The sequence below is a fragment of the Falsihalocynthiibacter arcticus genome (genome assembly GCF_000812665.2).
GTDB classification, from domain to species: Bacteria; Pseudomonadota; Alphaproteobacteria; order Rhodobacterales; family Rhodobacteraceae; genus Falsihalocynthiibacter; species Falsihalocynthiibacter arcticus.
This window is the reverse complement of sequence record NZ_CP014327.1, coordinates 3,515,811-3,535,637: the sequence shown is the minus strand read 5'-3', so window position 1 is coordinate 3,535,637 and position 19,827 is coordinate 3,515,811. Positions and strand designations below refer to the sequence as shown.

General features: G+C 53.7%; 20 protein-coding genes and 1 pseudogene. 9 read left to right on the top strand and 12 right to left on the bottom strand.

Annotation, left to right across the window (positions count from 1 at the left end):
* Nucleotides 1-17: 17 nt before the first annotated feature.
* From RC74_RS17355 to RC74_RS23420, 3 genes are read right to left on the bottom strand one after another with little or no spacing between them, the layout of a single operon-like run.
* On the bottom strand, nucleotides 18-941 hold the full coding sequence (locus tag RC74_RS17355) for a site-specific tyrosine recombinase XerD (RefSeq protein WP_039000648.1): 924 nt from the start codon (nucleotides 939-941) through the stop codon (nucleotides 18-20).
* Entirely contained in the window at nucleotides 941-2,506 is a 1,566-nt protein-coding gene (locus tag RC74_RS17350; RefSeq protein ID WP_052274640.1) for a hypothetical protein, read from the bottom strand. The genes RC74_RS17355 and RC74_RS17350 overlap by 1 nt, the downstream gene beginning before the upstream one ends.
* Complete coding sequence (locus tag RC74_RS23420; RefSeq protein WP_257722127.1) at nucleotides 2,496-2,630, bottom strand: hypothetical protein; 135 nt, start codon at nucleotides 2,628-2,630, stop codon at nucleotides 2,496-2,498. The genes RC74_RS17350 and RC74_RS23420 overlap by 11 nt, the downstream gene beginning before the upstream one ends.
* Nucleotides 2,631-2,867: 237 nt before the next feature.
* On the opposite strand from RC74_RS23420, the gene RC74_RS17345 reads away from it, so the two are divergent.
* Together RC74_RS17345 and aroB are read left to right on the top strand one after the other, a co-directional pair.
* On the top strand, nucleotides 2,868-3,377 hold the full coding sequence (locus tag RC74_RS17345; RefSeq protein WP_236940087.1) for a shikimate kinase: 510 nt from the start codon (nucleotides 2,868-2,870) through the stop codon (nucleotides 3,375-3,377).
* The gene (aroB, locus tag RC74_RS17340) at nucleotides 3,374-4,498 is read left to right on the top strand and encodes a 3-dehydroquinate synthase (RefSeq protein WP_039000653.1); all 1,125 of its coding nucleotides are present in this window, start codon (nucleotides 3,374-3,376) and stop codon (nucleotides 4,496-4,498) included. Before RC74_RS17345 ends, aroB begins: the two co-directional genes overlap by 4 nt.
* 54 nt (nucleotides 4,499-4,552) lie before the next feature.
* On the opposite strand, the gene ssb is transcribed toward aroB, so the two are convergent.
* Nucleotides 4,553-5,065: a single-stranded DNA-binding protein gene (gene ssb / locus RC74_RS17335; protein WP_039000655.1), complete on the bottom strand. Its 513-nt coding sequence runs from the start codon at nucleotides 5,063-5,065 to the stop codon at nucleotides 4,553-4,555.
* Between the two features lie 208 nt (nucleotides 5,066-5,273).
* On the opposite strand from ssb, the gene RC74_RS17330 reads away from it, so the two are divergent.
* Nucleotides 5,274-5,807, top strand: coding sequence for a lytic transglycosylase domain-containing protein (locus RC74_RS17330; RefSeq protein ID WP_417935192.1), 534 nt, complete (start codon nucleotides 5,274-5,276; stop codon nucleotides 5,805-5,807).
* A 1-nt stretch (nucleotide 5,808) separates the two neighbouring features.
* Here the strand turns inward: RC74_RS17330 and RC74_RS17325 are convergent, their stop codons facing one another.
* The 8 genes and pseudogenes from RC74_RS17325 to miaA all read right to left on the bottom strand — a co-directional run bounded on the left by RC74_RS17325 (nucleotide 5,809) and on the right by miaA (nucleotide 14,248).
* Nucleotides 5,809-7,890, bottom strand: coding sequence for a dipeptide ABC transporter ATP-binding protein (locus RC74_RS17325; RefSeq protein ID WP_039000656.1), 2,082 nt, complete (start codon nucleotides 7,888-7,890; stop codon nucleotides 5,809-5,811).
* Nucleotides 7,891-7,893: 3 nt separating this feature from the next.
* A complete protein-coding gene (locus tag RC74_RS17320; RefSeq protein ID WP_417935191.1) occupies nucleotides 7,894-8,673 on the bottom strand; it encodes an ABC transporter permease in 780 nt (259 codons plus the stop codon).
* A gap of 56 nt (nucleotides 8,674-8,729) precedes the next feature.
* Nucleotides 8,730-9,083 carry a hypothetical protein gene (locus RC74_RS23780; RefSeq protein WP_417935165.1) on the bottom strand — a complete coding sequence of 118 codons (354 nt, stop codon included), beginning with the start codon at nucleotides 9,081-9,083 and terminating at the stop codon, nucleotides 8,730-8,732.
* A gap of 8 nt (nucleotides 9,084-9,091) precedes the next feature.
* Entirely contained in the window at nucleotides 9,092-10,174 is a 1,083-nt protein-coding gene (locus RC74_RS17315) for an ABC transporter permease (RefSeq protein WP_039000658.1), read from the bottom strand.
* Between the two features lie 94 nt (nucleotides 10,175-10,268).
* Nucleotides 10,269-11,729: an ABC transporter substrate-binding protein gene (locus RC74_RS17310; protein ID WP_417935164.1), complete on the bottom strand. Its 1,461-nt coding sequence runs from the start codon at nucleotides 11,727-11,729 to the stop codon at nucleotides 10,269-10,271.
* Complete coding sequence (locus RC74_RS23775) at nucleotides 11,699-11,926, bottom strand: hypothetical protein (RefSeq protein WP_417935163.1); 228 nt, start codon at nucleotides 11,924-11,926, stop codon at nucleotides 11,699-11,701. Before RC74_RS23775 ends, RC74_RS17310 begins: the two co-directional genes overlap by 31 nt.
* Before the next feature lie 266 nt (nucleotides 11,927-12,192).
* Complete coding sequence (locus tag RC74_RS17305; protein WP_236939967.1) at nucleotides 12,193-13,104, bottom strand: AraC family transcriptional regulator; 912 nt, start codon at nucleotides 13,102-13,104, stop codon at nucleotides 12,193-12,195.
* 272 nt (nucleotides 13,105-13,376) lie between these two features.
* Nucleotides 13,377-14,248 (bottom strand): annotated as a pseudogene (gene miaA, locus RC74_RS17300) (tRNA (adenosine(37)-N6)-dimethylallyltransferase MiaA).
* A 145-nt stretch (nucleotides 14,249-14,393) separates the two neighbouring features.
* Here miaA and pyrH point away from each other — a divergent pair.
* The 6 genes from pyrH to rseP all read left to right on the top strand — a co-directional run bounded on the left by pyrH (nucleotide 14,394) and on the right by rseP (nucleotide 19,796).
* A complete protein-coding gene (pyrH, locus tag RC74_RS17295; RefSeq protein WP_039000661.1) occupies nucleotides 14,394-15,140 on the top strand; it encodes a UMP kinase in 747 nt (248 codons plus the stop codon).
* 120 nt (nucleotides 15,141-15,260) lie between these two features.
* On the top strand, nucleotides 15,261-15,824 hold the full coding sequence (gene frr / locus RC74_RS17290; RefSeq protein WP_039000663.1) for a ribosome recycling factor: 564 nt from the start codon (nucleotides 15,261-15,263) through the stop codon (nucleotides 15,822-15,824).
* A gap of 71 nt (nucleotides 15,825-15,895) precedes the next feature.
* A complete protein-coding gene (gene uppS / locus RC74_RS17285) occupies nucleotides 15,896-16,570 on the top strand; it encodes a polyprenyl diphosphate synthase (RefSeq protein WP_236940086.1) in 675 nt (224 codons plus the stop codon).
* Entirely contained in the window at nucleotides 16,567-17,268 is a 702-nt protein-coding gene (locus RC74_RS17280) for a phosphatidate cytidylyltransferase (RefSeq protein ID WP_039000667.1), read from the top strand. Before uppS ends, RC74_RS17280 begins: the two co-directional genes overlap by 4 nt.
* A gap of 2 nt (nucleotides 17,269-17,270) precedes the next feature.
* The gene (dxr, locus tag RC74_RS17275; protein ID WP_039000668.1) at nucleotides 17,271-18,449 is read left to right on the top strand and encodes a 1-deoxy-D-xylulose-5-phosphate reductoisomerase; all 1,179 of its coding nucleotides are present in this window, start codon (nucleotides 17,271-17,273) and stop codon (nucleotides 18,447-18,449) included.
* 9 nt (nucleotides 18,450-18,458) lie between these two features.
* Nucleotides 18,459-19,796: an RIP metalloprotease RseP gene (rseP, locus tag RC74_RS17270; protein WP_052274996.1), complete on the top strand. Its 1,338-nt coding sequence runs from the start codon at nucleotides 18,459-18,461 to the stop codon at nucleotides 19,794-19,796.
* The last annotated feature ends 31 nt before the right edge of the window (nucleotides 19,797-19,827 follow it).

Genomic DNA, 19,827 nt, shown 5'->3' with positions numbered 1-19,827 from the left:
CACGCTTGGGAAAAGGGTCAGGGTTTGGCGAGTGGATGATGCTCAAGGACCAGCGCATGCAGGCGTTCCTCTAACACATGGGTATAGATTTCGGTGCTCGAAAGGTCTGCGTGCCCTAAGAGCGTTTGGATGACGCGCAGGTCCGCGCCGTTGGCCAAAAGGTGGGTGGCAAAGGCGTGTCTCAATCGGTGGGGTGTGACCAAATCGGCGGAGATACCGGCGGTGACAGCGATTTCTTTTATCAATAAATAGAAACGGTTACGGGTCATGTGGCCTTGTTTGGCACGAGAGGCAAAAAGGTAGGGGGACAGAGGTGTTCCATGTTCTCTGAGGGCCAACTCCTGCAAGGAATTCCGATGTTCCAGCCAATCCGCAAGGGCCTGGCGGGCCGGATCAGAGAGCGGAACCATGCGTTCTTTGTTGCCTTTGCCCTTGATCAAAAGCATCCGTGGATCGCCGCGCGTGGCGGCAACGGGCAGGCTGACCAGCTCGGTGACACGCATTCCGCTGGCATAGAGAATTTCCAGCAAACAGGTGTTGCGCAGGCGGTCGGAACGGTTGCGCCCATGGGTAGCGGCGGCGTTCAGCAGGCGCTCTACGTCTGCTTCGGAAAGCGTTTTGGGGAGGCGTTTGCTGCGCCCAGGGCCGCGAATCTGCAATCCCGGATGATCGCCTCGCAAGCCGTCTTCAAAGGCATAGCGATAGAAACTTTTGATCGCCGAGAGGCGACGGGCGCGGGTGGCGAGCGAAAACCCTTGGGCGTTGCAATGCACAAGGTAGCGTTCAATACGGGCGCGATCCGCCGTCATTAGGGTATCGTTTTGTGATCCCAAATAGGCCTCGAAATCGGTCAAATCGCGCCGATATCCGGCTTGCGTGTTTTCGGAAGCTGCCCGTTCGGCGGCCTGTGCGGTGATGAAATTTTCGATCTCTCGTGACATCACGCACGCTCAAGGAGCATGAGTTCAAGCGATGCCCGCCGTGCGATATCCTCAAGGCCAACGCTGCGCAAAATAGCAATGGCACGGGTTACATTGTTGAGGTCGCCCCGAGCCCCTTCAGCAAACAATGTGATTGCGCGCAGAATGGCGCTCCCGAGATTGCCACCGGAAACTTCGACGTCGTCGGGTGAGAAAGGGGTGCTGCGCAGAAACCCATCATGAATGGCAATCGCGCGGGAATCTGACAGGCCGTTCAACTCGGGTTTGCCTTGCGCGAGACTGACAAGGAAGGCCTCCTCTTTGGAGGTGATCCGGTTCTCGGCCACAGCCGTTTGGGCGGCACTTTCGTAGTCGTCGCTCAGCAGGGAGAGCCGTAAAACCAAGGCTGCGGTGTCGCCACTCAAGGGAAACTTCGCGAGGTCCGTGGCGTACTGATGCGCAAGGAAGCCTTCGAGTTGCACGGCTTTCAGGGCGTCCCAGACAAGGGGGAGTGAGGACGAAACCGCACCAGGGTCTCTGGATTTTACAGCCGTATCAAAGCGTTGCACTGCTTCAACGCGATCCCATACGCCACCGGAGGCCGCAGGGGTTCTATCGGTATAGAGGGCCAGAAGTACGTTGTCAGAGACGGCACCTGAATGGACAAGCCGCTCGGCCGCTTCAAGGCGCGCGCGCCAACCGTTGTTCGCGGTGAGGTCCGTATGGGCAAAAGCACGAGGTAGCAAAGTCGTTGGAATAGGCTCGCCGATGGCCGCATAGAGGCGAAACATCAAGGGACTTGGGCGCACGGAAAGGGGAAGCGGTGGCGCGACATCCGCGAACTCGGGATCCAGAAAACGGGCCAAAACGTCGCCCTCTTCTGGCGAGACATATCCAAGGGCGACGCCGGTTTCAAAGATCAAGGCCGCAGCATTCCAGTCGCCTGTGCGGGCGAGGCAAAAGACACGGGCAGTGATTGTTGGCGCGAGATCTGCGGCTTGATTGAGCGCGTCACAGGCCGCGTCTTCGTTCTCGGTGAGGAGGGCGATGTCAAAACTGCGACTAAAGAGGGCGGGTGTACGCACATTTGCGCGGTCCAGAAGCGCGGCTGCCTGCTCAAGGGCACCGATATCAAGCAATTTGTCGATCCGCGTTTGAAACAACACATCCTTGTTCGTGGCATCAAACGTGGGGTCCAATTCGGCCAGCAAAAGCGACATGGTCAACTCTTGCAAGACGGGGAGGGTCTCAACGGGGATTGCGACGATCAAACGCGCGAGATCGACGCTTGAGGATTGCCCCCAAAGCGAGAGCGGGAAGCCCGTTACCGAACTGGGCAACAAGCCTACGGCGTCTGCCGTTTGCTGATCGAGAGAGGTTGTCTTGACGGCATGCGGCGTCGCCGAGGACGTTACGTCGCGGTTGGTCGCGTTTGGCGTCACACTCGGAGCGATCAATGTCGGTGACAGCCAATCAATCACGGAAAGTGGCTCAACTCTGGACGTCGTAGATTGCGCATTCACAGAAACGGTGAACGCGAAAAGCGCGCTCAAACAAAGCGCAAAGGGCAGATGTTTACTGGTCACTGATGGATACCGGAATGCGGATTTCCTCTTGTTCAGGTGTCAGATCCCCAATGTAGCCAAATGCCACAACGGCGACAAACGCCAGAACCACGAGTCCGAGTACAACCTTGAGAATTAGCTTCATTGGTACTGCCTTCTATTTGCCTCAACACCAACATTCTCACCTTGTGGGCGAAAAACATTGATATTGCTCATCTTAGTCGCGTTTTCCGCGAATGTTAGGGCAATTATTTGCCCAATTGCTGTATTTATATATGGCCTTTTGCAGAAGATCACGCCATTCAGGGAAAGAAACCTAAATTTAAGCGGATGGCAGCCAGTTTTGAGCTATAGCTTGCAAAAAACAGTCGTACTAGTGGGAATGATGGGCGCGGGAAAAACCGCGATCGGCAAAGCCCTTGCCACAGAACTCAATGTTCCCTTTCTGGACAGCGATGAAGAAATCACCAAGGCGGCAAACCGTTCAATTGCCGAGATTTTCGAACGTGATGGCGAGGCTTTTTTTCGCGAGCGCGAGACTGAAGTGATCACTCGTTTGCTCAAAGAGGAGCGGGGGGTTTTATCGACGGGTGGCGGCGCATTCCTGTCCGAACGCAATCGGGATGTGATTGCCAAAACCGGATTTTCCCTCTGGCTTCAGGCCGATTTGGATTTGCTGTGGGCCCGCGTGCGGCACAAGAATACACGACCTTTGTTGCGGACGGACAATCCCTATAAGACATTGAAATCGCTTTATGAGTTGCGTGTACCTGCCTATTCCAAGGCGGAAGCGGTGGTGCTTGGACGGGCTGATTTTTCCATCGAAGACATGCGCGACGCCGTGATCGAAACCCTGCTTACTGTACCAGATTTACTAAAGGTGACCCCATGACAGCCTCCCCCTTGCAAACCGTTTCCGTTGACTTGGCGGAGCGGTCCTACGAGATCAAAATAGGCGAGGGATTGTTGGCGCAATCGGGGGCGTTTATCGCGCCGTTTTTACGACGTCCCCATGTGGCGATTGTGACGGATGAAAACGTCGCTAAACTGCATCTTGAGGCGTTGCAGGCGGGGCTGGCCGCCGCGGGCATCACGTCCGAAGCTTTGGCGCTTCCTGCGGGAGAGGCTACAAAATCTTGGCCGCATTTCAGTCGCGCGGTCGAATGGCTTTTGGACGCAAAAGTCGAGCGGAATGATGTGGTTATCGCGCTTGGCGGCGGCGTTATCGGCGATTTGGCTGGTTTTGCGGCCGCAGTTTTGCGTCGTGGCGTGCGATTTGTGCAAATACCGACCTCCCTTTTGGCGCAGGTCGACAGTTCGGTCGGGGGCAAAACGGGCATAAATGCGCCTCAGGGCAAGAACCTGATTGGTGCGTTTCATCAACCGTCACTGGTTTTGGCCGATATCGATGTGCTCGACACTTTAACGCCTCGCGATTTCTTGTCGGGCTATGGCGAAGTGGTCAAATATGGCCTGTTGGGGGATGCCCGCTTTTTTGATTGGCTCGAGAAAAACGGCCCCGCGATGCTGCAAGGGGATAAGGCGGCGCGTGCCTATGCGGTCAACCGTTCTTGTGAAATGAAAGCCGATATCGTAGCGCGGGATGAAACCGAGCAAGGCGACCGTGCCCTCCTGAATTTGGGGCATACGTTCTGTCACGCGCTGGAAAATGCGACAGGTTATTCTGATCGTCTTTTGCATGGCGAAGGGGTGGCCATTGGCTGTGTTTTGGCCTTGGAGACTTCGGCGCGTTTGGGGTTGTGTTCCCAAGAAGATCCAAGCCGTTTGCGCGCGCATTTGAGTGAAATGGGTATGAAGGTCAATGTGGCGGACATTGCCGGAGATTTGCCAAACGCCGCAGCTTTGCTTGCCTTAATGGGGCAGGATAAAAAAGTGGTTGATGGCACGATCAAATTCATTTTGACCCACGGCATCGGCAAGGCGTTTGTCTCGGCGGAGACCGACACCGATGTTGTGCTTCAAGTCCTCAAAGACGCGTTGAACGAGCGATAAAAAAACGCCGCTCTGTTAGGAGCGACGCTTTTGATGTCTTGATATGGATGAGGTCTAGAACGGGATTTCGTCGTCGATGTTGCCACCGCCCTGATTTCCGCCACCTTGATTGCCACCACCTTGGTTTCCACCAGACGAATAGCCGCCACCGCTTGGACCGGAGTCATATCCGCCGCCGCTTGGGCCAGAATCATATCCACCGCCGCCGCCTTCGGAGCGTCCGTCGAGCATGGTCAATGTGCCGCCGAAGCCTTGAAGCACAACCTCGGTTGAATACCGATCTGTGCCGTCTTGGGCTTGGTATTTGCGGGTTTGGAGTTGGCCTTCGATATAAACCTTGGAGCCTTTTTTGAGGTATTGTTCAGCGATCCGAACCAAACCTTCTTGAAAAATGGCGACGCTGTGCCATTCTGTTTTTTCACGGCGCTCACCCGTGTTTTTGTCTTTCCAATTTTCCGACGTGGCGATGCGCAAATTGCAGACCTTGCCGCCATTCGGGAAACTGCGGACTTCGGGGTCGCGACCCAGATTCCCAATGAGAATGACTTTATTGACCGATCCAGCCATGGCGGGCCTCCCTTTTTCGATTCTGTTTTATAGAGGGCAGGTTACACCATTACAGCCTCAAATCAGCAAGCGGAAACATACCAAATGGCGACAGGGGGCTGGAAATGATCTCAGAAATGGATATAGTCGCGCCAACAATATGAGCGGGTGACAGGTTTTGCAGAAAACAACGTTGGCATTCTTGGCAATTTTAGCCACATCACTGACCGTGGAAACAACACGCGCTGAAGGTTTGGTTCTTGGAACCAAGACGAAAAAAAACCTATTCTCCGCACAGCTTAGGGTGCTCGATACGCGGGCAGCTTCGCAATACAAAAGTTCAGACCGCCTCCGCCCCAAGCAAAAAGAGGGCCTTATTTTGCCGTTTATGGGTAAGTATAGTGGTCCCTATTTGGTGGTCGCACGGGAGGCTGCGCGACGTCACAGTATTCCTGAAGATTTGTTCTTGCGTCTGGTGCAACAAGAGAGTGGCTGGAATGTTTACGCCAAGTCACATAAAGGCGCGACAGGCCTTGCCCAGTTGATGCCAGATACCGCGAAGGCGCTCGGCGTTAATATCGACGATCCGGCGAAAAATCTAGATGGCGGCGCACGTTACCTTAAGATGCAATACAACCGTTTTGGCTCGTGGCGTCTTGCGCTTGCCGCCTATAACGCAGGTCCAGAGGCCGTCGCGAAATACAACGGTGTCCCGCCGTATAAAGAGACCAAAAACTACGTCAAAGTCATCTTGGGAAGCTAGGTCATTTCGGTTCGGCCAGTTTAATCACGGGTTCCATTTCGGCCAAATCCTCTTGCGAGAGGTGACACTTAATCTGGTGCCCCTCGGTTAGAATTTTATCCTTTGGCACCTCGATATCGCACAGCCCGTTTGGCACCTTATCCTTCCAGCGACATCTTGTTTGAAACGGGCATCCGCTGGGCGGATTAATCGCCGACGGAATGTCGCCTTTCAACACGATTTGCCTTTTCTCGACCGACGTATCGGCAATGGGAACGGCGGATAACAACGCCTCGGTGTAAGGATGATAGGGCGGCGAAAAAATCTGGTCTGTTGTGCCCAGTTCTACCACATGCCCAAGGTACATCACCAACACACGATCACTTAAATACCGCACGATAGACAGGTCGTGACTGATAAACAGGAGCGTCGTCCCATTCTCGCGTTGCAGTTCCATCAAAAGGTCCGCGATGGCGGCTTGGACGCTGACATCCAGCGCGGAAACCGGCTCATCTGCCACCACGATGTTGGCATCGCCCGCAAAGGCCCGCGCGATGCCAACACGTTGCTTTTGGCCCCCCGAAAGCTGCCGCGGTAAACGGTCGGCAAAATCACGGGGGAGCTTCACAAGATCAAGAAGGTCAAGCATTCGATTTTTGCGCGCTGAGTCACTGTCACCAATGCCAAAAACTTCGAGCGTACGGATGATCTGTCGCCCGACACTCATGGAGGGATTAAGCGTATCAAAAGGGTTTTGAAAGATCATTTGCAAACCCGAGACAACCTTGGTCGACCGTTCTTGAATGGGTGTGGCCTGAATTTCTTGGCCCATGAACGTCACTGTGCCTTCCGTCGCTTCCTCAAGCCCCATCAGGATTTTGGCGAGGGTGGATTTTCCGCAGCCACTTTCGCCAACGATGGCCAAGGTCTCCCCTTCGCGGGCTTCAAAACTTAACGATTCATTTGCCTTGACGGTTCGCTTTTTGCCACCAAATCCAGAACTTGCGACCTCATAATATTTTTTGAGGTTTTCAACTTTTAGAACCGTTTTCCCAAGCGAGGTGCGCGCGGTTTTATCGCCGGTTTCCGCGATGGCGTCCCAGTTGATTTTGTTGACTTTGAGGCACCGACTGCCGTGTCGGTCATCTTCTGCAATCGAGGCCATCGGGATCGCAGATTGGTCGCATCTGCCTGCCTCAAAATAGTCGCAGCGCGGGCCGAAATTGCATCCCTTCGGGCGCTCATGAGGCAGCGGAAAGTTTCCCGGAATTGCCACAAGGGGGCGTGAGTTTTTATCCGCACTGGGGAGGGGGATCGAGCGAAAAAGCGCTTGTGTATAGGGGTGTCGCATCTCATCGAAAACATCGGCAATCGATCCTCTTTCGACGGCCTCGCCAGAATACATGACGCAAAGGCGATCACAGGTCTCAAGCACCAATCCGAGGTTATGCGAGATGAACAACATTGAGGTGCCGTATTTTTTGCCCAACCCTTTGACCAACTCAACAATGCCCGCTTCCACCGTCACATCAAGCGCGGTTGTCGGTTCGTCCAGTATGAGCAGGCTTGGCTTGCTCATCAGGGCCATGGCAATGACGATGCGTTGCTGTTGTCCGCCCGAAAGTTGATGCGGGTAGCTCTTGAAAATACGTTTTGGATCAGGGAGTTGTACGTCTTCTATCACCTGAAGCGCGAGGTCGCGCGCCACTGATTTCGAAACGGTTCCATGCACCATCGGCACTTCCATCAACTGGGCGCCAATTTTCATTGCGGGGTTCAAACTCGCCATTGGCTCTTGATAAATCATCGCGATTTCAGAGCCACGCAAGGCCAGCAGTTCCGCGGGCGAAAATGTCGCCAAATCCCTTCCCTTGAACTTAATGGTGCCGCCTGTGACTGCACCATTTGTGCCCAAATCCTGCATGACACCGAGGGCGACCGTAGATTTGCCACAACCACTTTCGCCGACAAGCCCCATCGCTTCGCCGGGCATTACCGTGCAGGAAAAATCCATCACGGCGGGGATTTCGGCGTCGCGGGTGAAAAAACTGATCGAGAGGTTCTCAATTTCAAGAATTGGCCCCGTATATGACGTGTCGTACATGGCTTAATCCTTTAGGCTTTCTTCGCGCAACCCGTCGGCGAGAAGATTGAGACCCAAAACAAGGCTCATGAGGGCAAAGGCGGGGGCAAGTGCCGCATGTGGATAACGGGTCAGAAGACGACGCCCTTCGTTGATTGTAGATCCCCAGTCGGGGCTTTCGGGTTCAAGCCCCAGACCGAAGAAACCCAATGTTCCCAGAAGGATAGTCGTATACCCAATCCGCAAACAGAAATCGACAATCAAAGGGCCGCGTGCATTGGGCAGAATTTCCCAGAGCATAATATACCACGGCCCTTCGCCCCGAGTTTGTGCAGCGGCCACATAATCGCGGGTTTTGATATCGAGCACCAAGCCACGCACAATCCGAAAAACCGTCGGCGCATTTACAAACACAACGGCGACAAAAACGACGAGTGTGTTGCCTGAGATGGACAAGTAATCGGCGAAACGGGGCATAAAATCGACTTTTGTTCCCGCTTGGCTAAGGATTGAAAGATAGGCCCAGCCGCCAAGAAAAATAACGGCACCTGCATAGAGATTACGTTTTTTAGGCACCGTTCGTAGGCGGGAATTTAACAGAACGACGGCGAATATCAGCGGAAAAAGGAACAAAACCGCAGCTAAATAACTGGGAAGGCCGGTTTCAACGATTTCCGGTGTCACGAGGAGGTAAAACAGCAGAATTACGGGAAAGGCGAGCACAAGATTGGCCGCAAACGAAAGGCTCGTATCCAGTTTTCCGCCATAATATCCTGCGGGGAGGCCAAGGGTGACGCCCACCATAAAGGCGAAAACGGTGGCGAGGGGCACGATCTTGAGGACCTCCCAACTGCCAACGATCATGCGCGAAAACACGTCCCGTGCAAGGTGGTCGCCGCCAAGGAGAAAATAGGGATACTGGCCCTCTGGGTTTGGCAACGGTGAGCCGGGAACTTTGTTTTTGAGGCCCGAGAATTGGTCAAGGGGGGATGGGTTACAATGAAATCCAAAGCTCCGAAAATCGCCGTGAAGACCCAAAACATCACTAGAGTGAAGCCAAGCGTGCCAGCGGTACTATCAAAGAGTTTTCCATAAAGCCCCAGACGCTTTTTCGCGCGGATGGAAACCGCAAAGAGCACGACGAGCGCGACCCATACTGGAATGAATTGAATGAAGATACGCGCGCTGATTGCGCCCCAACCGAGAATATCCATATCCATCCCTATGACAGCCTGATGCGTGGATTAAGGAAGACATAGCCAACATCAGAGATCAGCTGTGTTAAGAGAACAACGGCAACCGCAACAACGGAGCAGCCCAGTAAAAGGTCGATGTCGTTATTGCTGGCCGCTTGTACAAGAGTCCATCCGAAGCCTTTGTAATTAAACAGAGTTTCCACAATGACGACGCCATTCAAAAGCCACGGAAACTGGAGCATAATCACCGTAAAAGGCGCGATCAGTGCGTTGCGGAGCGCGTGTTTCATCACGATTTTCGGGAAGCTCACGCCTTTGAGGCGGGCGGTTCGAATGTATTGCGCCGTCATGACTTCGGTCATCGAGGCGCGGGTCATGCGGGCAATATACCCCATGCCGTAAGCCGCGATGGTGATGACGGGCAGGGTGAAATTGGCGAAGGTCGCCTGTTTCGCGGCGGTGGTTGCAGTACCTTTAAAGAGGGTTCTCGTGTCGATCCAACCCCAGTCTGAAAGGATCGGCGAGAGGCCCGTTGCAGAGGAGGCGAAAAGCGCAATGAGAATGACGCCGGACACATATTCAGGCGTCGCCGTTGAGAGAATTGAGACCGTCGAGAAGGCGCGGTCGGTACGACTTCCTTCGCGCATGCCGGCCATGACGCCGACGAAAAGGGCGGCGGGAACCATCACCAGCATGACAAAAAACATCAGCTTGCCTGTCAGGCCAAGACGTTTTGCCAATAGGGGGCCGACGTCTTCTTTGAACACGCTCGATGTGCCCCAATCGCCCTGTAAAATTCCGCAATACGTGGCGGCCTCCTTGGGGGAATTTGGATCAATGCAGCGCCCCGTGGGTCGACCGTCATCCGTGGCGTAAGTCCAGCCGGGCACCACACCCATCCATTCGCCATAGCGCACAACAAGCGGGCGATCGAAGCCGTTTTTACTCAGCCAGCTAACGACTTGCGCGTCTTCCATGCGCACCGATCCCTGACTCTTGGCGAGCTTTTCAAGGTTGGGAGAAAGGTTCGTGAGGGCGAAGACAATGAACGTCAGGCAAAACGCCGTCAGGACCATGATCGCAACACGGCGCAGGATAAAAATACCCATGAGGCTCCCTAATTAAGGGGACGGGGAGGCACAAAAGCGTGCCCGAAAACTGAGGGCACCAACAAGGGGCAGCCTCAGAATGAAACGGGTTGGGTTATGCGGCCCAGCCAATGTTTTGGTAATGAATTTCAAAGGTTGGGTGCATTTCATTGCCAATCAAACCAGCAACCGAATGACGGAACAACGCGCGCCAGAAGGTTTGCAAGGTGACTCCTTGGTCTTGCATGATTTCCTCTAGCTGTTTCATCACAACACGGCGCTCGTTAGCATCGGCAATTGCCAAGCTTTGATCCAGCAGCGCGTCAAACTCTGGGTTGTTAAAGCCAGTTTCGTTCCATGCAACTCCGCCCTTATAGGCCAGCACAAGCACTTGAACGCCTAGGGGGCGGTGGGCCCATTCCGTGGAGCTGAATGGAAATTTCGCCCAGTCATTCCAATAGGTTGCGCCCGGAAGCACAACGCGTTTCACCTTGAGGCCCGCATCCCGCAGCTGGGCGGCGATTGCATCTGTCGTGTCTTTGTTGAAACCGTCGTCCAAGGAAACAAGTTCATGCTCAAAATCGGCCATGCCTTCGTCTTGCATGATTTTAAGCGCACCCGCGGGATCATGGATTGGCTTGGGAAGCTGTGCGTATTCCGGATGAATTGGGCAAACGTGGTGGTTTTCAGCAACCACACCAAGGTTGTTATATCCGAGCTCCAACACAACCGCGTTGTCCACAGCCATCGCCAAAGCGCGACGCACACTGGCTTTCTCATAGGGAACGATGTCGCCCACAGTTGCCTGTTGGTTCGGACGCGTCACAAGGGTTGCCGCCGTGACCACTGTCGACTGCACGAGGCCTAATTCGTCAAGGATATCAATGTAGTCGCCGGTTGTTTGATAGTTGGTATCCACTTCTTCGGATTCAAACGCAGAGACCCAAGCCACCGGATCGGTGCCGTAATCGATGAATTCGACGCGATCCATATAGGCGCCATTGCCCTCGTTCCACCATGTGTGGTTTTCGTTGCGTACCAACACGCATTTTTCACTCACAGCATAGCTTTCGGGAATATAAGGGCCCGTGCCAATTGGATTATCAAAAGGGTCGCCGTGGTTGAGGGACTCGTGAGCAATCGCCGCCGGATAATCGGCCATACTTGGAATAAGTGAGATGTCAGGGCGCGCAAGATGCAGCAAAATCGTATGATCATCGACGATTTCAACGGCGCTTTCGGCCAATGTTTTGGTCTCGGGGTTGATTAACACGTCAAAACGGGTCGCCATGGAATTGCCTTCCACATTCCCGTCACACCACCATTCAATATTGAGGGCCACGTCGGCGGCGGTGAACGCGTCGCCGTTGTTCCACGTCACACCTTTGCGGATGTTCAATTTATATTCGGTCGCGTCGTCGTTGATTTCCCAGCTTTCGAGCAAAACGGGTTCAAACGTGCTTTCGACAGTGTATTTCACCAGATACTCAAGGAAGCCCCGCGTCACGTTTGCATGCTCGGACCAGTCGTAAAGACGGGGTTCTTTCATCGCGAGAACGTTTTGCTGAATACGCAATGCCCCCCCATTTTGATCGCGCCCTGCGCCTTGGCGGGCGTGGCAACACCCACGAGCGATAGAGCGGCCGCACTTGTCATTCCGAGCGCTGTGGCACGTCCGAGGAATTCACGCCGACTAAGAGTTCCGGCTTTGAATTCATTCGCGTAGCTCATGGCTGCTGGATGAAGGGGCTTCCCGTTGATCGTATTCTTCATTTTTATCTCCCTGAGAAACATTCTGGCTCTAAGTTCGGTCGAAAATACTTATTTCATTGAAGTTTTTTATTGTTTTTCCCGTTCAGTGCGTCCCATAGACGCATCAAACCAGTTCAAGGTCAACGGTTCGGTCAAAATTTTTGATGACCCAATGCGACATTATTCTAGTTTAAAACACGACATTTAGCGCGTTTCTACATGAAAAAAGCGGCACCAGAATGAAATCTGATGCCGCTTTGAATGTGGTTGTAGGTGGGTTCTGTGCGTTAGTTTTCTTTGCGCCAACGCGAGGGTGTGCTGCCGATGTGATGTTGGAAAGCGCGGGTGAAATAGGCCGCCGAGCGAAACCCGAGATCTTCGGCAACTTTTTGGATCGGCTCTTTGGTTTCAACCAAACGGCGGCGCGCTTCAAAGAGCACGCGGTCGTTCAAAAGCATGTGTGCGGGGCGTCCACAGGCCTTGTTACAGACCCGCGTCAGGTGGGTTGGGGTCACGCCCAAAGCCTCTGCATATTCTGCAACAGTCATGCCTTCAGTGTAATGCGTTTCAATCATTCCAGCAAAGCGAACGGCCAATCGTTGACCCGCCGAGGGCGCTTTATCTTCTAGGTCACTGAGCAGCAGTTGACGTTGCAACCAGACAGAAAGTAAGCCCGTGTGGTGATGCATTGCGGACGATCGCTCAGGGCGATCACCTTCAAGTTCGCGCTGTAGGTTTTCCAAGATGCCTGTGACTTCATTTTGGGGGCCAGAGTCCCGCAACCGCAAATGAACAGGCTCTTTTGGAAACGACAAGTCGTTGGATTTGGGGATGAAAACGGCGGTGCCAAAAACCAGGGCCGAGGCCTCGAACCCATGCATGGTTCCCGCAGGAATAAAGATGGCGTTATGGGCGCCATATCCAGACGTCACCCCTGCAACCGTGATGCGCCCTTGTCCACGTGTAAACCACAGCAAAACATCGGTGGAGTAGCTGCGCATGGCCTCAACACGCCACCGACCGCCCTTTGCGAGACGGGCAATTTGCGACATCCGCAGTTCGGATGCGTGCGTTTGTGGGAGCGATTCAATGACCGATTTCAGGGCCGCGTTCGGAACAGATTTCGGCTCTGTGTCCTTCTTTAAGAAAGGTTTTGGATCCGTCATAAACTTTGGCAGGCTGGGCGTTTTTTGCGTCATATCACATCCAATTTTTGCCGCAGGCAGCGGGCATTGTGCCCACATTACATGGGGCAATCACACTGGATAGGTCACGGCCCGATTGGACCGAAACGTACTCATTATTTCTAGAGGTTCGCATGCGCCATACCGGGCTAAGGAAACGCAATTGAATTTAGACAGTGTTCGTTATGTGAAACTTTGGGGCAGATCGAGGCAATTCTAAAGCGAAAATTGTCGAATATTGAAGGAATGGGGGGAGGAGTTAAAAGGCGTTGCGTTAAGGACGCGAACTAATGGGGAACATACGAATTCCAGTCGCGCATCTTGCTCCGGAACCACGTTCTTTGACGTTTTGCATATTGGCGACTTGAGATAATCGCCGCTTCAATCGCGGCCTCAAGCGAGAGGCGACCTTCTAGGTGTGAGATTAATTCTGGAGCACCGATAGCTTTGGACGATTGATGCGCGGGGTTCCACGTGGGCCACATCGCACGGGCCTCCTCAATTGCACCCGCCTCTATCATCAAGTGAAATCGACGCTCAATACGGGCTGCGAGCCAATCGCGGTCTGCGTCAAGAACAATAGGGTATGTGTTTGCAAGGGGCAAAAGCGGTGGCGGCGTTTGATCTTGCCAATGCGCAAGGCCAAGCCCCGTTGCTTGTTGAACTTCCCACGCCCGTTGCACCCGCATTGGATTAAGCGCGTCGATCCGGGCCTGTGTCTGGGCGTCAAGTTCCGCGAACATCCCGTCATGTCCTTCCGAGAGACGGCGGGCATTAGCGGTTTCGCGCAGAACATCAGGCGTGGCGGGAATGAGTGCAAGGCCTTGGGTTAGCGCTTGAAAATACAACCCCGTTCCGCCCACAATTACGGGACGCTTGCCCGCGAGCAAAGGCGTGATGTCACGCAGCCAGTGCCCAACAGAATAGGGCGCGTCATAGGCGACATGACCGTATAACTGGTGGTCGGCTGCGGCCATATCAGTGGCCGTGGGGCGGGCGGTAAGAATGTTCCAGCCACCAAACACTTGCAGCGCGTCGGCGTTGAGAATGACACCCCTTGCGCGGCAACGATCTCAAGCGCCAGCGCCGATTTTCCAGACGCCGTTGGGCCCGCAATTAGGACGGGCAAATCGGGGGAAATGTCGTGGATCTTGAGCATTCTGAACGCTTCCTTACCGGTGTCACATCGTTTTTTGTCAATTTCCTTGGCCGCAAGCGCCGTTTAGCCGTTGAACCTAGGCCCGTTTTGGGACATTTTGGCCGACAAGGCAAACAGTCAGTCATTGGTAAAAGGGGAATTCGGCATGAGCACTTCTGGCGAAGAAAGTCGCACGGGAACACATCCGACATTTAGTCGGGTTATGCTGAAAATTTCTGGAGAGGCCCTGATGGGCGACCGTGGATATGGCCTCAATCCGCCGACCGTGGAGCGGATCGCTCGCGAAGTTAAAGTTGTGCATGACATGGGTGTTGAGATTTGCATGGTCATCGGCGGCGGCAATATTTTTCGCGGCCTTCAGGGCAGTGCCCAAGGGATGGAGCGCACAACCGCCGACTATATGGGTATGCTCGCCACCGTGATGAACGCCCTCGCGATGCAAAGCGCGCTTGAGGGGCAGGGCATCCACACACGCGTGATCTCGGCCATTCCGATGGATCAGGTTTGCGAGCCTTATATTCGCCGCCGCGCCGTGCGCCACCTTGAGAAAAAACGGGTCGTGATTTTTGCGGCAGGGACCGGAAACCCCTATTTTACAACAGATACTGCGGCCACTTTGCGCGCCAATGAAATGTCCTGCGAGGCGATCTTTAAGGGCACTAAGGTTGATGGCGTCTATGACAAGGACCCCGCGAAATTTGACGATGCCGTGCGCTATGACAATGTAACCTTTGATGAAGTTTTGCAAAAACGTCTGGCTGTGATGGACGCGAGTGCCATTGCTTTGGCGCGTGATAACAATCTGCCGATCATTGTTTTCTCCCTAGATGAACCAGGTGGTTTCAAGGGAATTTTGGCAGGTGAAGGGACGTATACACGGGTGCACGGCTAAAAATTAATCAATTCATACCGAATTGGGTTTCTGGCGCGTGCGTCCTGTTGTCTATACAACCGGTACGCCATGCGGTAAGACGTTTTAAAGTACGTGACACCAAAAAGAGAAGAGCAGAACATGTCCGAAGAATTCGAAATTGATCTTGATGACCTTAAACGTCGTATGGACGGGGGGATTGCCTCCCTTCGGGTCGAATTTGCATCCCTACGGACCGGCCGCGCGTCCGCGAGCATGCTGGAACCCATTATGGTCGATGCCTATGGGCAGAAAACCCCGATCAACCAAGTCGGCACGGTAAACGTTCCTGAGTCGCGCATGGTCACGATCAACGTGTGGGATAAAGCTCTTGTTGGCCCCACCGAAAAAGCCATCCGCGAAAGTGGTCTGGGGATTAACCCCCAGTTGAATGGCACGATTATTATGCTGCCAATTCCGGAGCTTAACGAAGAGCGTCGCCGAGAATTGACGCGCGTTGCCGCACAATACGCCGAACACGCCCGCGTCGCTGTGCGCAATGTACGTCGCGACGGTATGGACCAGCTCAAGAAAGCCAAAAACGACGGTATGGGCGAAGATGACTTCAAAATCTGGACCGACGAAGTTCAGGATTTGACCAACACATATATCGCCACTGTCGACAAAACGCTTGAAACAAAACAAGCTGAGATCATGCAGGTTTAAGCAGGCAATAGGGAAGGCACCCCGTGGCCCAAGAGAGCGAAAACAACAGCCCGCACCATGTGGCCATCATTATGGATGGCAATGGTCGGTGGGCCAAGTCTCGAGGGCGGCCGCGCTTATTTGGCCATCACGCGGGCGCCAAACGTGTGCGCGAAATCGTTGAGGCCTGTCCCGATTATGGCGTCAAATATCTTACAATTTTTGCGTTTTCGACTGAAAATTGGAAGCGCACGCAAAGCGAAGTTGCTGGCCTGATGAGCCTGTTTCGCCGTTATATTCAGCGGGAAGCTCAGGCACTTCTGAAGCAAGGCGTGCGGGTTCGTTTTATCGGGGATAGATTAAGACTCGACCCTAAGTTGCAGAAACTTATCGATAACCTAGAAACTCTAACCGCCGAAAACGATGGGGTGCATTTAACTATAGCGCTCAATTACGGCGGACGTGACGAGGTTGCCCGTGCGACCAAACGCATGGCGCGCGAAGTGGCTGCAGGGCGCATCGATCCTGAATCCGTTGATGTGGAGACCTTGGCGCAATTTCTGGATACACGGTTCCTCCCAGATCCCGACTTGGTGATCCGTACATCGGGCGAGGCGCGCATTTCCAACTTCCTTTTGTGGCAATCGGCCTACTCGGAATACGAGTTTACCGACATTTTGTGGCCAGATTTTACGCCTGACGTCTTTGGCGAAATTCTTAAACGTTTTGGCGCGCGGGATCGCCGCTTCGGAGCCGTTAGTCTATGATTCGTTTATCCAAGTGGTCGGACCTAGTGCCACGCACGATGTCGGCAATTGTTATGGCAGTTGTTGGGGTTACGGCGGTTTATTTAGGTGGAATTCTGTTCAACATCCTGATTATTCTTAGCCTAACGGCAATGATGTGGGAGTTGTGGCGGATGATGGCCAAAACCCTCAAAGCGGGGCGAGATTGGCCGATTTTTGCCGCCTACGCCCTTGTGATTGTTTCCGCGTCATGGGCCTTTATCTTTCTGCGTGGTACTCCCAATGGCATTTGGACAATTACAGGTCTGTTTGTCATCGTCGTTCTTACCGATATCTTTGGATATTTCGCGGGTAAAATCTTTGGTGGCCCAAAATTTTGGCCCCTGATTAGCCCGAAAAAGACATGGTCGGGTACGGTCGCGGGATGGGTTTTGGCGGGGATATTTGGTGCGATTGCCGCGCTTTATCCCTATGTTCCTGAGTCGGTTCTGCTAGTCAGCCCCTCAGTCATGGCAACGGCGCTTAGTTTTATGCTTTTGTCTTTTGCGTCTCAGATGGGAGATATCGCCGAGAGTGCCTTGAAAAGGCGCTATAAAATCAAAGACAGCTCCAACCTTATTCCAGGGCACGGCGGGTTTTTGGACCGGTTTGATGGCATGGTCGGCGTGGGCTGCGTGTCGGCGGTATATATTCTCATCGTCCTTAGCTTCGGCGTTTAAACATGCGCCGCATTTCAATTTTTGGCGCGACGGGCTCGATTGGCCAATCCACCATCGACCTGATCAAACGGGCGCCCGACGCCTATCATGTTGTCGCCTTAACTGGCGGGCGGAATATTGCGCAACTCGCGCGGGATGCCATTGATCTCAAAGCCGAAATCGCTGTGACGGGGTTCGAAACTTGTCTTTCCGATTTGCAAAATGCGCTGGCTGGAACGGGCATTGAAGTTGCTGCAGGACCGCAGGCTTTAATCGAGGCGGCGGACCGTCCAACCGATTGGGTGATGAGTGCCATTGTGGGCGCGGCGGGACTTGCTCCGGGGTTGCATGCTTTGCGCCACGGGGGCGTTTTGGCGCTGGCGAATAAAGAGAGTTTGGTGACGGCGGGCCCGTTGTTGAAATCCGAAGCGGCCAAATATGGCGCGACAATCCTACCTGTAGACAGCGAACATTCCGCCGTTTTTCAGGCTTTGGTCGGCGAAGATATTTCGCGCGTGGAGCGTATCATTATTACTGCAAGCGGCGGTGCCTTGCGCACGTGGCCGCTGGAAAAACTGGCGACCGCGACAGTGGCAGAGGCTTGCACCCATCCCAATTGGGATATGGGCCAACGTATCACAATTGACTCCGCTTCTATGTTTAACAAGGCGATGGAGTTGATTGAAACAAAAGAGTTTTTCGGTGTTTCGGCGGATCAAATAGAAGTGCTGGTTCATCCTCAAAGCCTCGTGCATGCGTTGGTTGGATTTGTAGATGGTGCCATAATGGCGCATATGGGGCCACACGATATGCGCCACGCCATCGGCTATGCGCTGCATTGGCCGCAACGGGAAAAATTACCCGTTGAGCGGCTGGATTTGGCCAAAATCGGCCAGCTTGAATTTTCCGCCCCCGATCTTCAACGTTGGCCCGCGCTGCGTTTGGCGGATGAGGTTATCCGCCGTGGTGGCTTGTCTGGTGCGATTTTCAATGCGGCCAAGGAATGCGCGCTTGATCTGTTTCTCGCGGGCGAGATTGGTTTTCAGGACATGGCGCAGGTGGTTGAATTGGTGTTGAACCGCCACTGGCAGAATTCCGCAGGCAGCCATAAATTTGACGTGATCCCCCTTGATGACGTCCTAAAAGCAGATCACACGGCACGGGTATGGGCGCGTGAATGCGCCAAGACTTTGCATAATTAAGGACAGACCTTGGATTTTTCTTCGATATTCTCTTCACTGGGTGGTGGCGTGTTTACGCTTATTGCTTTTGTCGTGGTTATTTCCGTTATCGTGGCGATCCACGAATACGGGCACTATATCGTTGGGCGGTGGTCTGGAATCTATGCCGATGTGTTCTCGCTTGGGTTTGGCAAAGTTTTGTTTTCGCGGGTCGATCGGCACGGTACAAAATGGCAAGTCGCAGCGCTGCCGTTTGGCGGATATGTAAAGTTTCGCGGGGATGCAGATGCGGCCAGTGGCAAAGATGGCGAGGCCATGGTGGGTCTGTCGGATGCCGAATTGCGTCACACAATGCATGGCGCACCTTTGTGGGCACGGACGGCAACCGTTGCTGCGGGGCCGTTGTTTAATTTCGCCCTGTCGATTTTGATTTTCGCTGGTTTGGCCATGTCTGTTGGGGTTGAAAAATCGCCGCTAACGGTTGGCGAAGTTATTGAATTACCAGCAGGAACTGGCGATTTGCGTGCCGGAGACGTATTGCTCTCGGTCGAAGGGCTTTCGCTAGACGGGTCCGAAGGATTGCGCACCACATTTGACGCACTCAAAACAAATTCGGCACTCTTATCTTATGAAATCACTCGTGATGGACAGGAAATGACCGTTTTGGGGCCGCAACTCCAACCCGCTTTGGTCAGTGCTGTATCCCCCGACAGCGCGGCCTATGAGGCAGGGCTTGAAGAGGGCGATGTCATCCTTTCCATCAACGAGGAGCCGATCTCGTATTTTGGCCAGTTGATCCCCATTGTTGAGGCCTCGGCGGGCGCGCCGCTCAATTTGATGGTCTGGCGCGCAGGGGCGGAAATGCCTTTTGTGCTTAATGCTCAACGCAGGGATTTACCCACCGCAGACGGTGGTTTTGAAACCCGTTGGTTGATGGGAATTAGCGGGCGGTATGCGTTTACTCCGCTAAATGAGGCCGTTGGTCCCGTTGAGGGTTTGACACTTGGATTTAACGCCACCAAACGCGTGATAACCCAGTCGCTTTCAGGGATGTATCATATGGTGGCCGGGAAAATTTCGACCTGTAATATTTCTGGGCCCATTGGTATCGCCAAAGTAAGCGGGCAGGCGGCTCAAGGCGGCATCAGCGATTTTATCAGTTTTATCGCGGTGATTTCCACGGCCATTGGTCTGATGAATCTGTTCCCCATTCCAGTTCTAGATGGCGGACATTTGGTGTTTTATGCCTATGAAGCCATTTTCCGTAAGCCGCCAAATGACACTTGGGTGCGTGGCCTGATGACAATCGGGTTAGGGCTTATTTTGTCGCTCATGGCGTTGGGGTTGTTCACAGATTTGGTCTGTTAATCAACAAAAAGTTAATATGGCCCAATTTGTG